The 18,659-nt window shown below is 70.7% G+C and carries 16 protein-coding genes; 6 read left to right on the top strand and 10 right to left on the bottom strand.

The window, feature by feature from the left end:
- Positions 1-35: 35 nt before the first annotated feature.
- The 3 genes from H4N58_RS05070 to H4N58_RS05060 all read left to right on the top strand — a co-directional run bounded on the left by H4N58_RS05070 (position 36) and on the right by H4N58_RS05060 (position 4,118).
- A complete protein-coding gene (locus H4N58_RS05070; protein WP_167248811.1) occupies positions 36-1,601 on the top strand; it encodes an FdrA family protein in 1,566 nt (521 codons plus the stop codon).
- Positions 1,598-2,992: a DUF1116 domain-containing protein gene (locus H4N58_RS05065; RefSeq protein ID WP_167248813.1), complete on the top strand. Its 1,395-nt coding sequence runs from the start codon at positions 1,598-1,600 to the stop codon at positions 2,990-2,992. The genes H4N58_RS05070 and H4N58_RS05065 overlap by 4 nt, the downstream gene beginning before the upstream one ends.
- A 157-nt stretch (positions 2,993-3,149) precedes the next feature.
- On the top strand, positions 3,150-4,118 hold the full coding sequence (locus tag H4N58_RS05060; protein ID WP_167002000.1) for a sulfotransferase: 969 nt from the start codon (positions 3,150-3,152) through the stop codon (positions 4,116-4,118).
- A gap of 13 nt (positions 4,119-4,131) precedes the next feature.
- Here H4N58_RS05060 and H4N58_RS05055 read toward each other — a convergent pair whose 3' ends face one another.
- From H4N58_RS05055 to H4N58_RS05015, 9 genes are all read right to left on the bottom strand, one after another.
- Positions 4,132-5,040 (bottom strand): hypothetical protein, encoded by a 909-nt coding sequence (locus tag H4N58_RS05055; protein ID WP_167001999.1) that lies wholly within the window; start codon positions 5,038-5,040, stop codon positions 4,132-4,134.
- 95 nt (positions 5,041-5,135) lie between these two features.
- Positions 5,136-5,978, bottom strand: a complete 843-nt coding sequence (locus H4N58_RS05050) for a PHP domain-containing protein (RefSeq protein ID WP_167248815.1) — start codon at positions 5,976-5,978, stop codon at positions 5,136-5,138.
- Between the two features lie 118 nt (positions 5,979-6,096).
- On the bottom strand, positions 6,097-7,710 hold the full coding sequence (locus H4N58_RS05045) for a DHA2 family efflux MFS transporter permease subunit (protein WP_167001995.1): 1,614 nt from the start codon (positions 7,708-7,710) through the stop codon (positions 6,097-6,099).
- On the bottom strand, positions 7,707-8,171 hold the full coding sequence (locus H4N58_RS05040) for a MarR family winged helix-turn-helix transcriptional regulator (protein WP_167001993.1): 465 nt from the start codon (positions 8,169-8,171) through the stop codon (positions 7,707-7,709). Before H4N58_RS05040 ends, H4N58_RS05045 begins: the two co-directional genes overlap by 4 nt.
- 58 nt (positions 8,172-8,229) lie before the next feature.
- Complete coding sequence (locus H4N58_RS05035; protein WP_167001991.1) at positions 8,230-8,763, bottom strand: MaoC family dehydratase; 534 nt, start codon at positions 8,761-8,763, stop codon at positions 8,230-8,232.
- A gap of 40 nt (positions 8,764-8,803) precedes the next feature.
- Positions 8,804-10,009, bottom strand: a complete 1,206-nt coding sequence (locus H4N58_RS05030; RefSeq protein WP_243845010.1) for a cation:proton antiporter — start codon at positions 10,007-10,009, stop codon at positions 8,804-8,806.
- 15 nt (positions 10,010-10,024) lie between these two features.
- On the bottom strand, positions 10,025-10,594 hold the full coding sequence (locus H4N58_RS05025; RefSeq protein WP_167001989.1) for a histidine phosphatase family protein: 570 nt from the start codon (positions 10,592-10,594) through the stop codon (positions 10,025-10,027).
- A gap of 10 nt (positions 10,595-10,604) precedes the next feature.
- Complete coding sequence (locus tag H4N58_RS05020) at positions 10,605-11,660, bottom strand: DUF2332 domain-containing protein (RefSeq protein ID WP_167001987.1); 1,056 nt, start codon at positions 11,658-11,660, stop codon at positions 10,605-10,607.
- Positions 11,657-12,211: a general stress protein gene (locus H4N58_RS05015; RefSeq protein ID WP_182397144.1), complete on the bottom strand. Its 555-nt coding sequence runs from the start codon at positions 12,209-12,211 to the stop codon at positions 11,657-11,659. The genes H4N58_RS05020 and H4N58_RS05015 overlap by 4 nt, the downstream gene beginning before the upstream one ends.
- 176 nt (positions 12,212-12,387) lie before the next feature.
- Here H4N58_RS05015 and H4N58_RS05010 point away from each other — a divergent pair, with 176 nt between their 5' ends.
- From H4N58_RS05010 to H4N58_RS05000, 3 genes are all read left to right on the top strand, one after another.
- Entirely contained in the window at positions 12,388-13,635 is a 1,248-nt protein-coding gene (locus tag H4N58_RS05010; RefSeq protein WP_167001985.1) for an acetate/propionate family kinase, read from the top strand.
- A complete protein-coding gene (locus H4N58_RS05005; RefSeq protein ID WP_167001983.1) occupies positions 13,632-16,022 on the top strand; it encodes a phosphoketolase in 2,391 nt (796 codons plus the stop codon). Before H4N58_RS05010 ends, H4N58_RS05005 begins: the two co-directional genes overlap by 4 nt.
- Before the next feature lie 98 nt (positions 16,023-16,120).
- The gene (locus H4N58_RS05000; protein ID WP_167001981.1) at positions 16,121-16,516 is read left to right on the top strand and encodes a hypothetical protein; all 396 of its coding nucleotides are present in this window, start codon (positions 16,121-16,123) and stop codon (positions 16,514-16,516) included.
- A 7-nt stretch (positions 16,517-16,523) separates the two neighbouring features.
- On the opposite strand, the gene H4N58_RS04995 is transcribed toward H4N58_RS05000, so the two are convergent.
- Entirely contained in the window at positions 16,524-18,653 is a 2,130-nt protein-coding gene (locus H4N58_RS04995) for an ATP-dependent DNA helicase RecQ (protein ID WP_167248816.1), read from the bottom strand.
- Between the last annotated feature and the right edge of the window lie 6 nt (positions 18,654-18,659).

Here is an 18,659-nt window from a genome sequence, read left to right as displayed (position 1 = left end):
CTTCACAGCGTGGGCGGCCGACGACAAGGAGACTGATGACCGACCACGTACGAATCCGGTCCGGCGCGTACGCCGACTCCGTGACGCTGCTCCAGGTGAGCAAGCGGGTCGCCGGCACGCCCGGCATCACGGAGGCCCAGGTCGCGATGGCCACCGCCCTGAACCTGGACACGCTCGCCGCGATGGGCTTCGACGTCCCTGCCGAGACCAGCCCCAATGACATGGTCGTCGCGCTGCGGCTGGCCGAGTCGACGCTGGAGGACGCGCTCGCCGCCGTCGACGAGGCGCTCGCCGCCGCCAGCCGGCCGGCCTCGCGTGACGGCGCTGCGACGACCGCTCCCGCCCGTACGACGGCCTCGGCGCTGCGCGAGGCCCCGCGCGACGCGGTGGTCCTGGTCTCCGTTCCCGGCGCGTCCGCGCTCCCGGAGGCGATGGACGCGGTCGAGGCCGGTCACGACGTGATGATCTTCAGCGACAACGTGCCGCTCGAGGCCGAGCTGGCGCTCAAGCGCGCGGCCGCCGGACGAGACGTCCTCGTCATGGGCCCCGACTGCGGCACGGCCCTCGTCGGCGGTGTCGGCCTCGGCTTCGCCAACACCGTCCGCCCCGGCCCCGTCGGCGTCGTCGCCGCCTCTGGTACGGGCACGCAGCAGATCATCTGCCTCCTCGACCAGGCGGGCGTCGGCGTCAGCGCCGCGCTCGGCGTCGGCGGGCGCGACCTCTCGCAGGCCGTCGGTGGACTCGCGACCCGGACGGCGCTCGCGCGGCTCGACGCGGACCCGGCGACCAGCCACGTCGTCCTCGTCTCGAAGCCACCGGCCCCCGAGGTCGCCGAGGCGATCACTTCGTACGCGCAGTCGCTCGACGTCCCTGTCGAGCTCGCGCTGCTCTCCCCCGGCACCGATCTCACCGCCCGTACGGAAGCGGTGCTCACCGCCCTCGACGTCGCCGTACCGCACTGGCGCCGGTGGGGCGAGCCCGAGAAGGCGAGCGGACCGGGGTTCCTGCGCGGACTCTTCGTCGGCGGCACCCTGTGCGACGAGGCCATGCTCATCGCGGCGGACGTGCTCGGCCCGATCCGCAGCAACATCCCGCTGGCGCCCGAGCTCGCCCTCGACACGCGTGTGATCACCTCCGGGACGCCCGTCGACGCCCACACGATGGTCGACTTCGGCGACGATGCCCTCACCGTCGGGCGTGCCCACCCGATGATCGACCCGACGCTGCGCCTCGCGGCGCTCGCCCGCGCCGCCGAGGACCCGACGACCGCCGTCGTGCTCCTCGACGTCGTCCTCGGCCACGGCGCCGAGCCGGACCCCGCCGCAGCGCTCGCGCCTGCCGTCGCCGACGCTCGCACCCGCGCTGCCGAGGCCGGTCGCACCCTTCCCGTCGTGGTGAGCCTGATCGGGACGGACGCCGACCCGCAGGGCCTCGACATCCAGGCCGATGCGCTGGCCGCCGCCGGAGCGTACGTCCTCGCCTCCAACGCCGAGGCCACCCGTCACGCGCTCGACCTCGTGACCGCCGCCGGTGCCCCGCTCGACTCGGCCGATTCGGCCGCCCCAGACACCTCCGTCACCGCGTCAGGAGAACGCCGATGACCGCACCGACCGTCGTCACCACGGGGACGGACCTGTTCGCCGACGCCGTCGCCGACCAGGCCGTGACCGTCAACCGCGTCGACTGGCAGCCCCCGATGCCGGGCACGATCGACGACCTCGCCACCGTGATCGCCGACCCGCTGCGCGCGGAGGCCAACGCCAAGGCCGTCGACGCCTACCTCGGTGTCACGGCGCAGCTCGTGGACGTCCTGCCGGCGAGCGAGGCGCTCGGGCTCGGCACGGGCGACTTCCTCCACGCCGGCCCGCCGATCTCGTGGGAGCGCGCGTCGGGCCCGATGCGCGGCGCGCTCATGGGCGCGGCGGCCTTCGAGGGCCTCGTCGACGACCCGGAGGACGCGGCGGCGCTGTTCGCCTCCGGCAGCGGCTACACCCTCGACCCTTGTCACCACCACCACGCCGTCGGCCCGATGGCGGGTGTCGTCTCGCCGTCGATGTGGGTGTTCGTCCTGGAGGACGCCTCGACCGGTGCGCGCACGTACTGCTCGCTCAACGAGGGTCTCGGCAAAGTCCTCCGCTACGGCGCATACTCGCCCGAGGTCCTCGAGCGGCTGCGGTGGATGTCGGGCGTGCTCGGCCCCGTCCTCCAGCGCGCGGTGCGCGCGGCGGGCCCGATCGACGTCACGGCGCTGCTGGCGCAGATGCTGCAGATGGGCGACGAGGCCCACAACCGCAACCGCGCCGGCACGCTCATGCTGCTGCGCGATCTGGTCCCGGCGATGATCCGCTCGGAGTCGCGCGCCGGTGACGTCGCGGACGCGGTCGCGTTCGTCGGCGGCAACGACCACTTCTTCCTCAACCTCGCGATGCCGGCGTGCAAGCTCGCGCTCGACGCCGCACGCGACATCGAGGGCTCGACGATGGTCGTGGCGATGGCACGCAACGGGACTGACTTCGGCATCCAGGTGTCCGGCACGGGCGATCAGTGGTTCACCGGTCCCGCACAGGTCGCCGACGGCCTCTACCTCGGCTCGTACGGACCCGACGACGCGAACCCCGACATCGGCGACTCCGCGATCACCGAGACGGCCGGGATCGGCGGGTTCGCGATGGCGACCGCGCCCGCGATCGTCCGGCTCGTCGGCGGGACGGTCCCCGACGCGCTGGCGACCACGCGGAGGATGGGCGAGATCACCCTTGCCCAGAACCCGCGCTGGACGATCCCGGTGATGGAGTTCGCCGGCACGCCAACCGGCATCGACGTCACCCGCGTCTGCCGTACGGGGATCCTGCCGCAGATCAACACCGGCATGGCGGGCCGTGTCGCCGGTACGGGGCAGGTCGGCGCCGGTCTCGTCACGCCCCCGGCCAACATCTTCCCTGCCGCCCTGGCCGCCCTCGCGCAGCGGACCCGCGCCCGCGAGCCCGCCTAGTCCGGGTCACTCTCTGCCCGCCCCGGGTCACTCTCTGCCGCTCGTCGGTGCGTCAGCGTCCATCACGCCGCTCGCGTGGATGCTGACGCGCCGACGTACCCCCATACGCGTGACCTAAACTCTCGACCTTCGGCCACAGGCTTTTTAGCATCGCGTCATGGGGAGCTTTCGTACGCCGCAGCCCGACGTGTTGCTCGTCGGTGCTCCGAAGGCGGGGACGAGCGCGCTGCACACCGCGCTCGCCCTCCATCCTCGGGTCTTCTCGAGCCAGCCCAAGGAGCCGAAGTACTACATGTGCGCCGACGCCCCGCCGCCTGGCTATCGGGGCCCGGGAGACGCGCACAGCCAGCAGGAGTGGATCTGGCGCCGCGAGGAGTACGAAGCGCTGTTCGCCGAGGCGCCGGGCGACCAGGTCCGCATCGAGAGCACCCCGTTCTACCTCTACCTGCGCAACGCCCGCCGACGGATCGCCGAGGAGCTCCCGAACGTTCGAGTGATCGCCGTCGTCCGCGACCCGGTCGACCGTGCCTACTCCAACTGGATGCACCTGTGGTCCGACGGGCTCGAGCCGGTTGATGACTTCGTCGAGGCGTTCGGCAAGGAGAGCGAGCGGATCGCCGCGGGGTGGGCGCCGTTCTGGCACTACCGCCGGCTCGGCCTGTACGGGGCACAGCTCGACGACCTCTATCGGCACGTCGAGGGCGACCGCGTGCTCGTGCTGCGCTATCGCGAGCTCGTGTCGGAGCCCGTCGAGACTCTCGACCGTATGTGCGTGTTCCTCGGCTTGGAGCCGGGGCTCGTCACCTCGATCCCGCGGGACAACTCGAGGCCGTACGTCGCACCGGGCGCATTCACGCAGGTCGCCTCTCGGGTCTTACGGCTCGGGGCCCGGGCGGGTGCGTACGTCCCGCCGCAGGTATGGCGTGCCGCCAGCAAGCCGCTGATCGCGTCGCTGCACTGGCGCGGTGAGCCGGCACGCCCCAAGCTCGACCGCGCAGCCAGAGCGGGCCTCGTCGAGGGCTACCTCGAGGACATCGAGCTCCTGGAGAAGGTCACCGGGCAGTCCTTCGCGGACTGGCGTACGGACGAAGGGCTCGGCTCCTTCAGCGACCGCGCCGCCTCCTGACCAGCCGCGAGAGTCAGTCGTTGCGCGTCAGCGACGTCATGAGGTCGTGAGCGCCGTCGGGGCGAGCCGCCTCGAAGTAGAACCGGGTCGTGCCGTCGGGCAACGGCACCGCCGAGGCGTACCGCAGCGCTCCGTCGGACTCTGAGGAGTGCGCGACCGGCGCACCGTCGACCGGCTCGAGCTCCCCGTCGATCCCGTGCGCGCGGGCGAGGCCTGTCTGCTCGAACCAGTTGGACGCGGCGTCCGCGCGCCCGTCGTACAGGACGGTGAGCGGCTCGCGGTCGAGCACGGTCGTCACACGAGCGCCGCGCGCATCCCACGAGCCCGCGGTCGGGGCGAGGACGATGCCATGGTCCGCCCACGTCAGACCGTCCGTGCTCGTCGCGTAGCGCGTGGCCATCCGATCCTCGGCTCCACGCACGTCGAGCGGATGACAGCAGACCCACAGGTGCCACCCGTCCTCGTCGAGGAGCACCACGGGATCCTTCACACCGACAGTTTCGTCTCCCGGCAGCACGACCGTACGACGGCCGCGGGGGAGGTCGCGCACGGTCGGAGCGTCGACCGCCTCGATCCACCAGTGCTTCGACCCCGGCGTCGCGCAGCTCAGATAGATCCGCCACCCGGCGTCGCCCATGAAGACCAGCGCGGGGCGCTCGAACGACTCGGCGCCGAAGTCCTCGCGGTGGATCTCCGTGACCTGCTCGAACCGCAGCCCGTCCTCCGAGCGCGCCACGACGACGCTGACCCCGCGTCCGGAGTCGAGCGGACGGCGGACCCGATAGGCGAGCCAGAACGCGCCCTCGGCATAGATCGCTGACGGGGCGCCGGCCCAGTTGCCGGGGCCGGGTGCGGGTGCGGACACGACGACCTCCGCGCCCTCGAAGCGCGGAAGGGTGGGTTCGACAGTGATGCTCACCATTAAAGTCTACTGACCCACTCCAGATGGGTCGTGGGTTTCTCTCACCCAGCGCGCCGGCAGAAAGTGACCCGGCGAGGGCAGAAAGTGACCCGGGGTCAGCGGAAGAGGGTGACCCGGTCGCCGAGGAGCCGTACGGCCTGGTCCGGGGCCGTCGTGTTGATCCCGAGGTCGTACCCGACCTTGCCCGTCCCGTGATAGTCGCTCGACCCCGTGACGACGAGGTCGAGGTCGCCAGCGATCGCCCGCAGCGCCGCACGCGTGTCGGCGTCGTGGTCGTTGTGGTCGATCTCGAGCCCGGCGAGCCCGACGTCGGCGAGCTCGCCGATCGTCTCCGCCGTGAGGACCGAACGGCTCTGTCGCGTCCACGGATGCGCGATCACCGCGCGTCCCCCGGCGGCGACCAGCAGCCGGATCATGTGCTCGAGGTCGGCGGCGTAACGGTCGACGTACGCCGGGCGCCCCGGCATCAGGAACCTCTCGAACGCCTCGTCGCGGCTCGCGACCACCCCCGCGATCCGCAGCGCGTCGGCGACGTGCGGGCGTCCGGTGGCCGCGGCGTCACCCGAGACGGCGAGGACGTCGTCCTCGGTGATCGGGATGCCGAGCTCGTTGAGCTTGGCGAGGGTCTTGGGGAGGCGGTCCTGCCGCCCCCGCAGCACCTGCTCGAGTTCGGCGAGCAGCGCCGGGTCGGACGGGTCGGGCTCGTAGCCGAGCAGGTGCACTCCGCGGTGACGGAACGTGCACGAGATCTCCAGACCCTTCACGAGGGTGATGCCGACCCGGTCGGCGGCGATCTGCGCCTCGTCCCACCCCGTCATCGCGTCGTGGTCGGTCAGCGCGACCACAGCGAGTCCGGCGCGAGCCGCGTTCTCGACCAGCTCCGTCGGGCTGTCGGTGCCGTCGGACCGGCGCGAGTGGGTGTGGAGGTCGATGAGCACGCGGTCAGGTTACCGGCGACGTCCGGCGCCAGACACACCAACGGCGGTGGGCCCGCTGTCACCGACCCCCGTTCGGTGACAGCAGACCCACCGCCGAAGCAGAGGTGTCAGCTCCTCGTCAGTGCATGACCACCGGAGCCTGCGCAGCACCCTCGTCCTCGCGCTCGATCCGCTTGCGCGGAAGGAAGAACGCGGGAACCATCGTCAGCGCGATCAGCACCGTCGCCAGGACGAACGCGACGCCGAACGCATCAGCAGCCTCGGCGAGCCCCTGGGTGATCAGGTTCGCAGGGATCAGGTCGAGCAGCTCCGGCTTGCTCCACGAGCCGATCGCGGCCTCGGCGAGCGAGGTGTCGGCCAGTTCGGCGGGGGTGTTCGGCGGGAGGGCCAGCAGCTCGCCGAGCGACTTGCCACTCGCCAGCTGGTTGGTCAGCACCACCGAGAACACCGCCGTACCGATGGATGCCGCGACCTGCTGGATGATGTTCATCAGCGTCGAGCCCCGAGCGATCGTGTGGTCGGTGAGCGTGGCGAGCGCCGCCGTCATCGTCGGCATCATCGTCAGACCCATGCCGAGGCCCATCACGAACAGCGCGCCCAGCAGGAACGGGTACGAGGTGTCGGCGCCGACCTGCGTGAAGCCCGCCATGCCAAGCGTCGTCAGCGCGAGACCACCGAGCACGACCTTGCCGGGGCCGATGCGGTCGGTGAGTGCGCCACCGATCGGCATCGTGAGCATCGCTCCGATGCCCTGCGGCGCCAGCAGGAGACCGGCCATGAGGGTCGTCTCTCCGCGGATCTGCAGGAAGTACGCCGCGAACAGGATGCTCGCGCCGAAGAACGCGACCGCGAAGAACGCCATCGTGACCACCGCGACCGTGAGGTTGCGGTGCTTGAAGAGCCGCAGGTCGACCAGCGGGTGCTCGGGACGGAACGCGTGGAAGACGAAGGCCACGATGAGCACGGCTCCGATCGCCGCGGTGACGAGCACCTTGGTCGCCCAGATCGTGCCCTCCTCGGGGATCGAGGAGACACCGAACAGGAACAGCGCGAGGCCCGGCGACAGGAGGATCATGCCGGTCCAGTCGAACGACTCCGATGGCTCCGGCGAGTCCTTCGGCAGCACGCGCCATGCGTAGACGAGCCCGATGATGCCGATCGGCAGGTTGATCAGGAAGATCCAGTGCCAGTTGAGGCTCTCGATGAGCCAGCCGCCGAGGATCGGGCCGGCGATCGGGCCGAGCAGCATCGGGACCCCGAGAACGGCCATCACGCGACCGATCCGGTGCGGACCGGCGGCGCGGGTCATGATCGTCATGCCCAGCGGCATCAGCATGCCGCCGCCGAGGCCCTGGATCACACGGAAGGCCACGAGCTCGGTGATGCCACCGGCGAGGCTGCAGAGCACGGAGCCGGCGGTGAAGAGCACCAGCGCGGTCATGTAGAGACGCTTCGTGCCAAATCGGTCGGCAGCCCACCCTGTCAGCGGGATGACGGTCGCGAGCGCGAGCGTGTACGCGGTCATCGACCACGCGACCTCGGCGTACGAGGCATCGAACTCGTTCTGGAAGGTCGGGAGGGCGACGCTGACGACAGTGATGTCGAGGATCGACATGATCGCGCCGAGCACGACCACGCCCGCCACCTTGAGGACGGCGGCGTCGAGCTTGTCACTGCCGTCAGGCGTGCTGTGGGGACCAGGGCCGGGTGGCGTCTGGGTGTCTTGACTCATGAAGAAGGGTCCTTACCCGGGGGTGTGGGTTGGCGTTCGGCGAGGGCGGCTCGTAGCGCGCGATCAAGAAGGCTACGTGTCGGGTCCGACAGATCGCGAACGATTTCTTGGAGGGCCGCCCGCTTGGTCTTCAGCTGACGTCCGACGAGGTCACGCCCCTCGTCGGTGAGGGTGACGACGCGGACACGACGGTCCTTCGCGCACTCCTGCCGGCGGATCAGTCCGAGCCCGACCAGCTGGTCGACGGCGCGGCCGGCCGCGGCCACCGAGATCTCGAGCGCCCGGGCGACGTCGGTGATCTGGGTGTCCTCCGACCGGCTCGCCACGGTCAGCAGCGTGCGTACCTGCGTGGCGGAGAGGTCGGCGGCGCGGAACGCATCGATCCCCTCCTCCTCACAGCACGCGGCCACCTGGAGGAAGAACTCCTCCAGGCGGCCGGCAAGGGATTCGGGTGTCGTCACCCGAAGATGTTAACCCAAATGCAAATGTTTCTGAAAAGCGATTATTGCGTGACGTACATCACTCGGCGTTCGGGCCGGGCCAGTTCTTGTCCGGCACCGGCACGGGACGGCCGGGCTGCTCGCCGCCGCGCTCCTCGAGGTAGCTGTCCTTCGGGACCATCACCTTGCGACGGAAGATGCAGACGACCTTGCCGTCCTGGTTGTAGCCGATCGTCTCGACGTAGACGACTCCGCGATCGTCCTTGCTCTTGCTCTCCCACTTGTCGAGCACGGTCGTCTCGCCATAGATCGTGTCGCCGTGGAAGGTCGGGGCGACGTGGCGCAGCGACTCGATCTCGAGGTTCGCGATGGCCTTGCCCGAGATGTCCGGCACGCTCATGCCGAGCAGCAGCGAGTAGACGTAGTTGCCCACGACCACGTTCTTGCCGAACTGCGTCGTCTTCTCGGCGTAGTTGGCGTCCATGTGGAGCGGGTGGTGGTTCATCGTGAGCAGGCTGAAGAGGTGGTCGTCGTACTCGGTGACCGTCTTCCCTGGCCAGTGCTTGTAGGTCGCGCCGACCTCGAACTCCTCGTAGCTGCGGCCGAACTGCATGGGCACTCCTCACGTCGATGAACCGGCGGTGCGCCTGTCATCATGACCGATCCGGCTCCGGCGTCCCGGGTCGGGTGGCCCCATCCCGGGCGAGCAAAGTCGCCGTCGTCGGCAGCAGTAGGACGGTGATCGCGCCGCCCGCGACGAGGATCGACGCCGTCGTCTGGGTCATCTCCCCCGCGTCGACCGCGACCGTGCTCACCGCGACCATGATCGGTAAGCCGGTCGAGGCCCACAGAGACACCCGTACGGAGTCACGCACGCCGAAGCTGCGGGTGCCGTCGGGCTCGCGCTGCAGCAGCGTCGCCACCAGTACCGGCCCTCCGCGCACCAGCAGGATGAGGAGGACGAAGGCGATGAGGACGACCGGCTCCTTCGACACAGCAGCGGGGTCGATCGCCATTCCGGAGGTCACGAAGAAAACGGGGATGAGGAGGCCGAAGGCGAGCCCGTCGATCTTGGTCTCGAGTCGCTCGTCCCCTCCGGGAAGTGCCCGCCGGAGGATGAAGCCGGCCGCGAAGGCGGCCAGGATGGTGTCGAGCTTGACGGCCAGAGCGAGAGCGCTCAGGGACACCAGGAGCAGCACGGTGAAGCGTACGGTCGTCTGTGCCGTCGTCTCGGCGCCGGCGCGCACGAGGCCCGGGATCACCGACGCCGACGGCAGGAGCCTCGTCGGTACGACCGCGACCAGGACAGCCGCCACGCCGAAGAGCAGGAGCGACAGCACTGCGCGCTCCGGTCCGTTGACGCCGAGCAGGATGACCATCGCCACGACCGGCCCCAGCTCCCCGAACGTCCCGTGGTTGACGACCGTCCGGCCGAACCGCGTCCTCGTCAGCCCCGAGTCCTTGAGGATGGGGAGCAAGGTCCCGAGCGCGGTGGAGGTCAGCGCGATCGCCACGGCCGTCTCGGCGTGCCTCGCCAGCGCGGTCGCCGAAAGGAGCGCGACGGTCGCGAACGCCAGCGCCAGGCAGACGAGCCAGGTCACCAGAGCGCGGCGTCCGCCCCTGCCACGCAGCTCGTCCACCTCGATCTCGTAGCCCGCGAGCAGGAAGAGGAAGCCGAGACCGAGCTCACGCAGGAGGTCGATCGGCGGCTCGACCCCGGCGAGGTCGAGCACGAAGGGGCCGACGACGATCCCTCCGACGAGCAGCAGCACGACCTCCGGCACCAGCCGTCGCGGCATCGCCGCCGCGACGACCGGGGCGATCGCGGCCACCAGCATGATCCAGAAAAGCGACTCCACGCGTCCCCCTCGCGCTCAGCAGTTCCAGCGCTCAATCACCGGATCCGTGTCGTGCTCATACCCGAGCACCGACAGTGTGGCGGTGTCGAGCGCGAGTCGCGCGCCGAACCGGACCGGCTCCCCGAGGTATCGCGCCGCGAGCGCACGCAGCGCGTGGCCGTGCCCGAAGACCAGCACCGGGCCGTCCTCGGCACGGACCCGGGCGACGACCCGGTCGAGGCGCGCCGCCACCTCGTCCGCGGTCTCACCTCCGACCTCTCCCGCGCCGTGCGTCCAGGTCGTCCACCCCGGCACGTCCTCGCGGATCTGTGGCGTCGTCAGTCCCTCGTACGCCCCGTAGTCCCACTCGGCCAGCTCCGGCACGACCACGGCGTCGGGGAAGCCCGCGAGCTCGGCCGTGCGCCGTGCGCGCATCCGCGGGCTCGTCAGGACCAGCGCGAAGGACGTGCCTGCCAGTCGCGGCAGGAGGTCGCGTGCGCGTTCCTCGCCGTCAGGCAGCAGCGGCAGGTCCGTATGGCTCGTGTGGCGTCCGTTTCGCGCCCACTCGGTCGGCCCGTGCCGCACCATCCACAGCTGCGCCGGCATCGCTGACTCCTCAGGCCGTCCACGTGACGGGAAGGCCGTGCGGCGGCGCGGACCCGATCTCCGTCGCCTCGCCGAACGGCCACGTTGTCAGGATGACCGGGTACGGGCCGGCGAGCACGTCAGCGGGCTCGAGCCGGACGTGCGCCAGGACACGATCGACATCTGCGGTCGCACCGAGCGCGTCGAGCCGCTCGACGATGCGCCGCTGCTCGTCGTCGTCGAGGTACGGCCACGTGATCGAGTGCCAGACCACCGTGGCCGTCCCGTCGACGAGCTCGAGCGCGTCGAGTCCGTCGGCGGCGCTGCGCTGCTCGAGCCGTACGGGCACCTCCTGCGCGATCGTCGTCGCGGCGCGCAGGCGGGAGAGTCGTTCGGTCATGTCGGGCCAGGTGTACGCCTCGAGGACACGCCGGTCGTCCGCCTGTCCGATGTCGAGCGGGGTGAGGTCGAAGCCGGTGCGCTCGACGATCTCGAGCGGGGCATCGACGGGTGGCGAGAGCCCTTTCCACGCGCCGCGCATCGCGACGCGGGAGTCGACGGGTCCCCACCAGCCCGAGGGCGATCCGAAGCGGTAGTGGTCGACGCGCAGGTTGAGTCCGGCGCTCGCACCGATCTCGATCAGCCGCACGGGCAGCGCGAACCGGTCGGCGACACGCAGAACGCCGCCGGCGAGGGCGGCGGAGCGGCCGACCTCGTTGGTCTGCAGGGGGTGGTCGAGCGACGCGTGCAGCCGCTCGCGGTGCTCCACGAGCGCCGCGCGTACGTGGGGCCACGCAACGTCGCGATCCCACACGCCGCCGACACTCGGGTACGACGCAGCGAGCGCGGGCACCTCGTCGTCGAGGACGAGGCGGTGAAGCCCGCCCACCAGCCTCAGCGCGAGCAGGACCGGCGGAGCAGCACCGTCGTCCGCGAGGGGGCCGAGCACGTCCTTCGTCGGGCCGCCGCCGGCGAGGTCGTCGGCCAGCGCGCCGATCAGGTCGCCGTACATCGGCGACCCGAGCGACGCGCAGATCTCCGCCTGCCGCCGGAACGCCGTGACGGCTCGGGTGTCGGAGCTGCTCACGCCTCGGGGGGCGCCTGCGCGGGCGGCGGCTGCGGCGGAGCTGTCGGTGCCTGCGGGGCGGACTGCCCCGCGCCAGCCTGGTGGGCGCCTGCCAGCAGGCGCTGCCCGTCCGCGAGGAGCTTGTGCTCGACGAGCAGCTCGTACCGCGACGCCACCACCTGCGTCACCGAGGTGAAGTCACGACGCCCGCCGGTGAACGCGTACCCGATCAAACCCCAGACGACACCGAACACCAGGCCGAAGAGGATCGCCGACAGCACGATCGGGAACCAGTCCCCGGGCTCAGCGAAGATCCCCACGATGAGTCCGAGGAGCAGGCCGAACCACGCTCCGGTGGCCGCGCCGTACCCTGCCGCCTTGCCCCACGTCATCCGGCCGGTCACACGCTCGACCTGCTTGAGGTCGGTGCCGACGATCATGATGTTCTCGACCGGGAACTTCTGGTCGGATAGGTAGTCCACCGCTCGCTGCGCGTCGGCGTACTGGTCGAAGAACGCCAGGTGCTGGGGATACTCCAGCCTGAACCCCTGCCTGCCCTGCTGCTGCGCCATGCGATTCCTCCTCATCGACTGCAGATCACCCTAGTGACTCGGAGCGGCGTGCGCCTTGTGTGACGCGCTCGTGCGGGAGGATCTACTCAGAGTGCGGCGACCAGCCCACGGAGACAGACTGAGCGGGTGGCCCCGCGGATCGCGCCGCAGCAGCTGCCCGTGCGAGGAGGGTAACGATGCCGGACGAGACGGTGCTCGTCATCAATGCGGGCTCGTCGTCACTGAAGTACGAGCTTCGTGACGCGACGTCGGGTACGCGGCTGGGACGAGGGATCGTCTCCCGTATCGGGCACGACGGCACGTCGTTGCGCTATCAGGTCACCGGCGAGGAGCCGACCGAGCGGCCGCTGCCCGGTGCCTCGTACGCCGACGCGATCGCCGCGATGTTCGGACGCTTCGACGAAGCCGGTGCGCGCCTCGACGGGCTGATCGGCGTCGGCCACCGTGTCGTGCACGGCGGCACGACCTTCAGCGCACCTGTCGTGGTCGATGACGACGTGCTCGCGCAGATCGACGCATTGTCGTCGCTCGCGCCGCTGCACAACCCGGTCGCAGTCGAGTGCCTGCGGCTGATGAAGGAGCGCGATCCCGACCTCCCCCAGGTCGCCGTCTTTGACACGGCGTTCCACGCGACGCTGCCGTGGGAGGCCTACACGTTCGCGATCCCGCAGGACCTCGCCCAGACCCACCAGCTGCGCCGGTACGGGTTCCACGGGACGTCGGTCGAGTACGTCACCGGCCGGACCGCGGCGCTGCTCGGGATCCCTGAGGCCGAGGTCAACCTCATCGTCTGCCACCTCGGCAACGGCGCCTCGATCACCGCGGTGCAGGGCGGCCGCAGCGTCGACACGTCGATGGGCTTCACGCCTCTGTCCGGCCTTGTGATGGGGACGCGCTCCGGAGACTTCGACGCGTCGGCGGTGCTGTTCCTCCAGGACTCGGCCGGGATGACGACGCGAGAGGTCGCCGAGCTCCTCGAGCGTCGCAGCGGGCTGCTCGGGCTGACCGGCGACTCCGACATGGCCGTGATCGCCGATCGCGCCGCCGACGGGGACGAGGCCGCCCTTGGCGCCGTACGCCTCGCCGTGTACCGGATCCGTCAGTACGTCGGCGCCTACCTCGCCATCGTCCCCGGTGTCCACGCGCTGGTCTTCACCGCCGGGATCGGCGAGAACGACGCCAACCTTCGTGTCGAGGTCTGCGATCCGCTCGGCCACCTCGGGATCGAGATCGACCACGACCGCAACGTCTCCCCTGTGCCTCCCGAGGGCCTCGTGATCGGCGGTGGACCGATCCGCGTCGCGGTCGTCCCCACCGATGAGGAGGCCGAGATCGCTCAGCACACCGTCGCCCTGGTCCGGACGGGCTCACCCGCCCGCCCGGCGTCGACGGCGGACCACTCCGGAGCAAAGGAGCACGCATGACCGAGTCGTCCTTCGACGTGACCGCGTTCGCGAACCCGTCCGACCAGGAGGTCGCGACGGTCGACGCGTGGTGGCGGGCGAACAACTACCTGACGGTCGCGCAGATCTACCTCAAGAGCAACGTGCTCCTGCAGCGCCCGCTGTCTGCTGACGACATCAAGCCGCGCCTGCTCGGTCACTGGGGCACGAGCCCCGGGCAGTCCTTCATCTACGCCCACATGAACCGGCTGATCCGCCAGACCGGTCAGTCCTCGATCTATCTGTCCGGGCCCGGCCACGGTGGCCCTGCGATCGTCGCTGCGGGCTATCTCGAGGGCACCTACTCCGAGGTCTATCCCGAGGTCTCGCTCGACACCGAGGGCCTCACCCGCCTCTGCCGGCAGTTCTCGACCCCCGGCGGGATCCCCAGCCACGTCTCGGTGACGACGCCGGGCTCGATCCACGAGGGCGGCGAGCTCGGCTACGTCCTCATCCACGCGTTCGGGGCGATCTTCGACAACCCCGACCTGCTGGCGGTGGCGGTCGTCGGTGACGGCGAGGCCGAGACCGGTCCGCTCGAGGGGTCCTGGAAGGGCATCTCCTTCGTCAACCCCGAGCGCGACGGCGCCGTGCTGCCGATCCTGCACCTCAACGACGGCAAGATCGCCAGCCCGACCGTGCTTGGCCGCAAACCTCCCGAGGAGGTACGTGAGCTCTTCACCGGTCACGGCTACGACGTGCTCGAGGTGGAGGGCGAGGACCTGCCGGGCATGCACCTGCGCTTCGCCGCGGTGCTCGCCGAGGCGTACGGCAAGATCAAGGCGATCCAGGATGCGGCACGCGGAGGCACCTGGGACGGTGAGATGCCGCGCTGGCCGATGATCGTGATGCGGACCCCCAAGGGATGGACAGGCCCGCACGAGATCGACGGCGTCGTGGTCGAGGGCACCTGGCGCGCACACCAAGTGCCGTTGTCCGGCGTCCGCGACAACCCCGAGCACCTCGCGATCCTCGAGGCGTGGATGAGGTCGTACGGTCCAGACGAGCTCTTCCCAGACGGCCGGCCGAGTGCCGAGGTCGACGAGAACAACCCCGAGGGCGACCACAGGATGAGCGCCAACCCGGCCGCGAACGGCGGGGTGCTCACTCAGGACCTCGCCCTGCGGCCGTTCTCCGACTACGCGATCGAGGTGCTGAACCCGGCCGCGGAGCGCTTCGAGAACACCCGCGTGCTCGGTGCGATGATGGCCGACATCTATCGCGACAACCCGCACAACTTCCGGCTGTACTGCCCGGACGAGACCAACTCGAACCGGCTCGGTGCCGTCTTCGAGGTCACCGACCGCGCGTTCATGGAGCGCATCACACCGGACGACGTCAAGATCTCGCGCGACGGTCGGGTGATGGAGGTCCTCAGCGAGCACAACTGCCAGGGCTGGCTCGAGGGCTACAACCTGACCGGACGCCACGGCCTCTTCGCGACGTACGAGTCCTTCGGCATGGTGAGCGCGTCGATGACCGTCCAGCACGCGAAGTGGCTCGAGGAGGCCGGCCACCTGCCGTGGCGCGCCACGATCCCCAGCCTCAACGTCCTGCTGACGTCGACGACGTGGCGCAACGACCACAACGGCTTCTCCCACCAGGGACCGGGTCTGATCAACGTGGTGCTCAACATGCGCGGGACAGTGTCGCGGGTCTACCTGCCGCCGGACGCCAACTGCCTGCTCTCCGTGGCCGACCACTGCTTCAGGTCGCGGTCGTACGTGAACCTCATCGCCATCGACAAGCAGCCGCACCTCCAGTACCTGTCGATCGACGAGGCTGCTGCGCACTGCGAAAAGGGTGCGGGGATCTGGGACTGGGCCGGCAACGACGACGGCACGACGGAGCCCGACATCGTGATGGGGTGCGCCGGAGACGTCCCGACCGCGGAGACGGTCGCGGCGGCGCAGCTGCTGAAGGAGTGGGTCCCGGACCTGTCCGTACGGGTCGTCAACGTCGTGGACCTCATGACGCTGCCGCGCCAGAAGGACCACCCGCACGGGATGTCCGAGGCAGAGTTCTCCGCGCTGTTCACCGACGACGTCGACGTGGTGTTCGCGTTCCACGGCTACCACGGAGCGATCCACAAGCTCGTCCACGGCCGACCGGACGCCGACCGGTTCCACGTCCGCGGCTTCATCGAGCAGGGCACCACGACCACGCCATTCGACATGACGGTGCTCAACGGGATGTCGCGCTACCAGCTCGTCGAGGACGTGCTCAACAACACCAGGGTGACTCCGGCCAACTCGCAGGAGCTGCGCGAGCACTGCGCGCAGATGCTCGAGAAGCACTACCACTACGTGCGCGAGCACCTCCAGGACATGCCCGAGGTCCGGGACTGGGTCTTGAACCCGGCCACCTGAGCCCGGCCCCCGTCCGCGTGGCGTCCGCGGAAGAGCGGACGGGGGTTGACGTCCGTTCGTGTGACGCAGATGTAACACACCGCAACTAGCCTCCCCGAATGGACAGCCAGGCACGAGAGAACGTCCAGTCGTTCGTCACCGCCTGCGAGTACCGCCACATCCCCTTCGAGGACGTGTACACGCGGGTCCAGTCGACGCAGGGGCGGCTGCTGACCTACACGACCTCGCGCAAGCCGGTCACCGCCGGCTGGATCCTGCCGACCGCGGTGCCCGTCGACGACGCGACCCACGCGCTCGTCCTGCCGGTGGGGCTGGTCTACGGCGCGACGACCGTACGGCGCAAGCTGGGCCGCAACGACCGCGGCAACGGCACCTCACCCGAGGCGTGGGTCATGCTCGACGTGTGGTGGAGGCCGTCGTCGGCGCACGACCACGGGCTGACGCAGGCGATGTACGACTTCGTCATCGGCTGGGACCAAACGCACCTGCGGTGAGGAGCCGTCACACGCGTCGGTGCAGGAGCAGTGGCAGGACCGCTGACGCCCCCGCGGCCCGCAGCGCACCACCGACGACGGTCACGGGCCACTGCGACGCGGTGGCGTCGACGACCAGGAGCACGGTACGGCCAGAGATCGCGGCGGCCGTCTCCGCCGGCACCTGCACGGCGTCGCGCCACAGCGCCGCCTCGGCCGCCGACGTCAGGTCGCGGAGGTCGCCTCGGACGGCGGCGGGGTCGACCGGCACCGTCGCCCGCTCGAGCCGTCCGACCTGGGCGAGGTGGTCGGCGACGCTCGCGGTGAGGACGGGGAAGCCTGCGGCCGCGAGGTCGACCGCGACCTCCGGACGGGAACGCCAGTCACCCTTCCAGCGCGACAGCACCCCCACGCACGCGTCTCGCAGCTCCTGCGGTGCCGGTGCGTCCGTCGAGAACGCCTCGCGGACGACCTCGCGCCACTCCGGCGCGTCCGCGTGGATCACCGCACGCCCGGGCTCGACCGTACGGTCGGGACCGATGCGTCCGCGCGACCCGAAGGTGCCGCCCGGCCACATCTTGCGCGGCTCGAGCAGGTTGTCCTGGCCGCGCAGCACGCCGGCCACCGCGCGTACGGTCTCGGGCTGCGGGGCCGCGGCCAGTGCGTCCGGGAGCGCGTCTCGGCACACCGAGCACCGCCCGCACGGCGTCGCCTCCGGGTCGTCGAGCGACTCCTGCAGGAGCTGCATCAAGCACCGCTCGCCCCGCGTATAGGCGCGCATGATGTCGGCCTCGCGGCGGCGTACCGCCACCACACCGTCATAGTGCTCGGCGTCGTACGACCACTCCCGTCCAGTGCGTACCCATCCCCGCTCGACGCGCTCGGTGACCTCGTCGACCGCGAGCTGCTTGAGCATCAGCTCGACACGGCCACGGCGCAGGCCCGTCTCTGCCTCCAGACTCACGACCGTGGCGGGGGCGTCGGGCGTCGCGTCGCCCATCGCCGCGAGCAGCCGCGCGACCTGGTCGGCGACAGGGATCGTCGCCGTGGCGAAGTAGTCCCAGATGCCGTCGTCCGCGCTCGACGGCAGCAGCACCGCGTGCGCGTGGTCGATGGCGCGTCCGGCACGCCCGACCTGCTGGTAGTAGGAGACCGGCGACGGCGGCGCGCCGACGTGGACGACGAACCCGAGGTCAGGCTTGTCGTAGCCCATGCCGAGCGCGGACGTGGCGATGAGCGCCTTGACCTCGTTGCGGCGCAGCGCGTCCTCGAGGCGCTCGCGCTCGGCCGCCTCGAGCTGACCTGTGTAGGCCGCGACCGGCGCCGCCTCACCGTGCACGGCGCGGATCGCCGAGGCCAGCCGACCGGCGTCGGCGACCGTGAGGACGTACACGATGCCGGACCCCGGAAGCGTCGGCAGATGGTCGACCACCCACGCGTAGCGCTCCAGGGGCGACAACCGGTCGACCACGGACAGCTCGAGGCTCGAGCGCGCGAGCGGTCCGCGCAGCACGAGCGTCTCCTCTCCGAGCTGCCGCGCCACGTCCTCCGTCACCCGCGCGTTGGCGGTCGCCGTCGTCGCGAGCACGGGGGTGTCCGGGTTGAGCCGCTGGAGAACGTCGGAGACGCGGCGGTAGTCGGGACGGAAGTCGTGGCCCCAGTCGGAGACCGCGTGCGCCTCGTCGACGACGAGCAGGCCGATCTGGCCCGCGAGCGCGTCGAGCACCCGGCGGCCGAAGCCAGGGTTGGCGAGCCGCTCGGGCGACACGAGCAGCACGTCGACGTCGCCGGCGCGCAACGACTCCTCGATGCGGGACCACTCCTCGATGTTGGACGAGTTGAGCGTCTCCGCCCGCAGACCCGCTCGGCCAGCCGCCGCCACCTGGTCGCGCATCAGCGAGAGCAGCGGCGACACGACCAGCGTGGTCCCCGCACCTTCGTCGCGACGGATCGCGGTCGCCGCCCAGTAGACCGCGGACTTGCCCCAGCCGGTGGCCTGGACGACCAGCACGCGCGCCTTCGGCTCGGACAGCGCGGCGACCGCGCTGACCTGGTCGTCGCGCAGCGTCGCGCCCGGGCCTGCAAGGGCACCGATCACGCGATCGGCGACCGCAGCGCGGGACGGGGTCAGGGTGGGCGGCGCGGTGGTGGACGGCATGTCGTC

Source organism: Mumia sp. ZJ1417 (assembly GCF_014127285.1).
Classification (GTDB): domain Bacteria; phylum Actinomycetota; class Actinomycetes; order Propionibacteriales; family Nocardioidaceae; genus Mumia.
The sequence above is the reverse complement of the archived record's forward strand: the minus strand, read 5'-3'. Positions and strand labels throughout refer to the sequence as shown.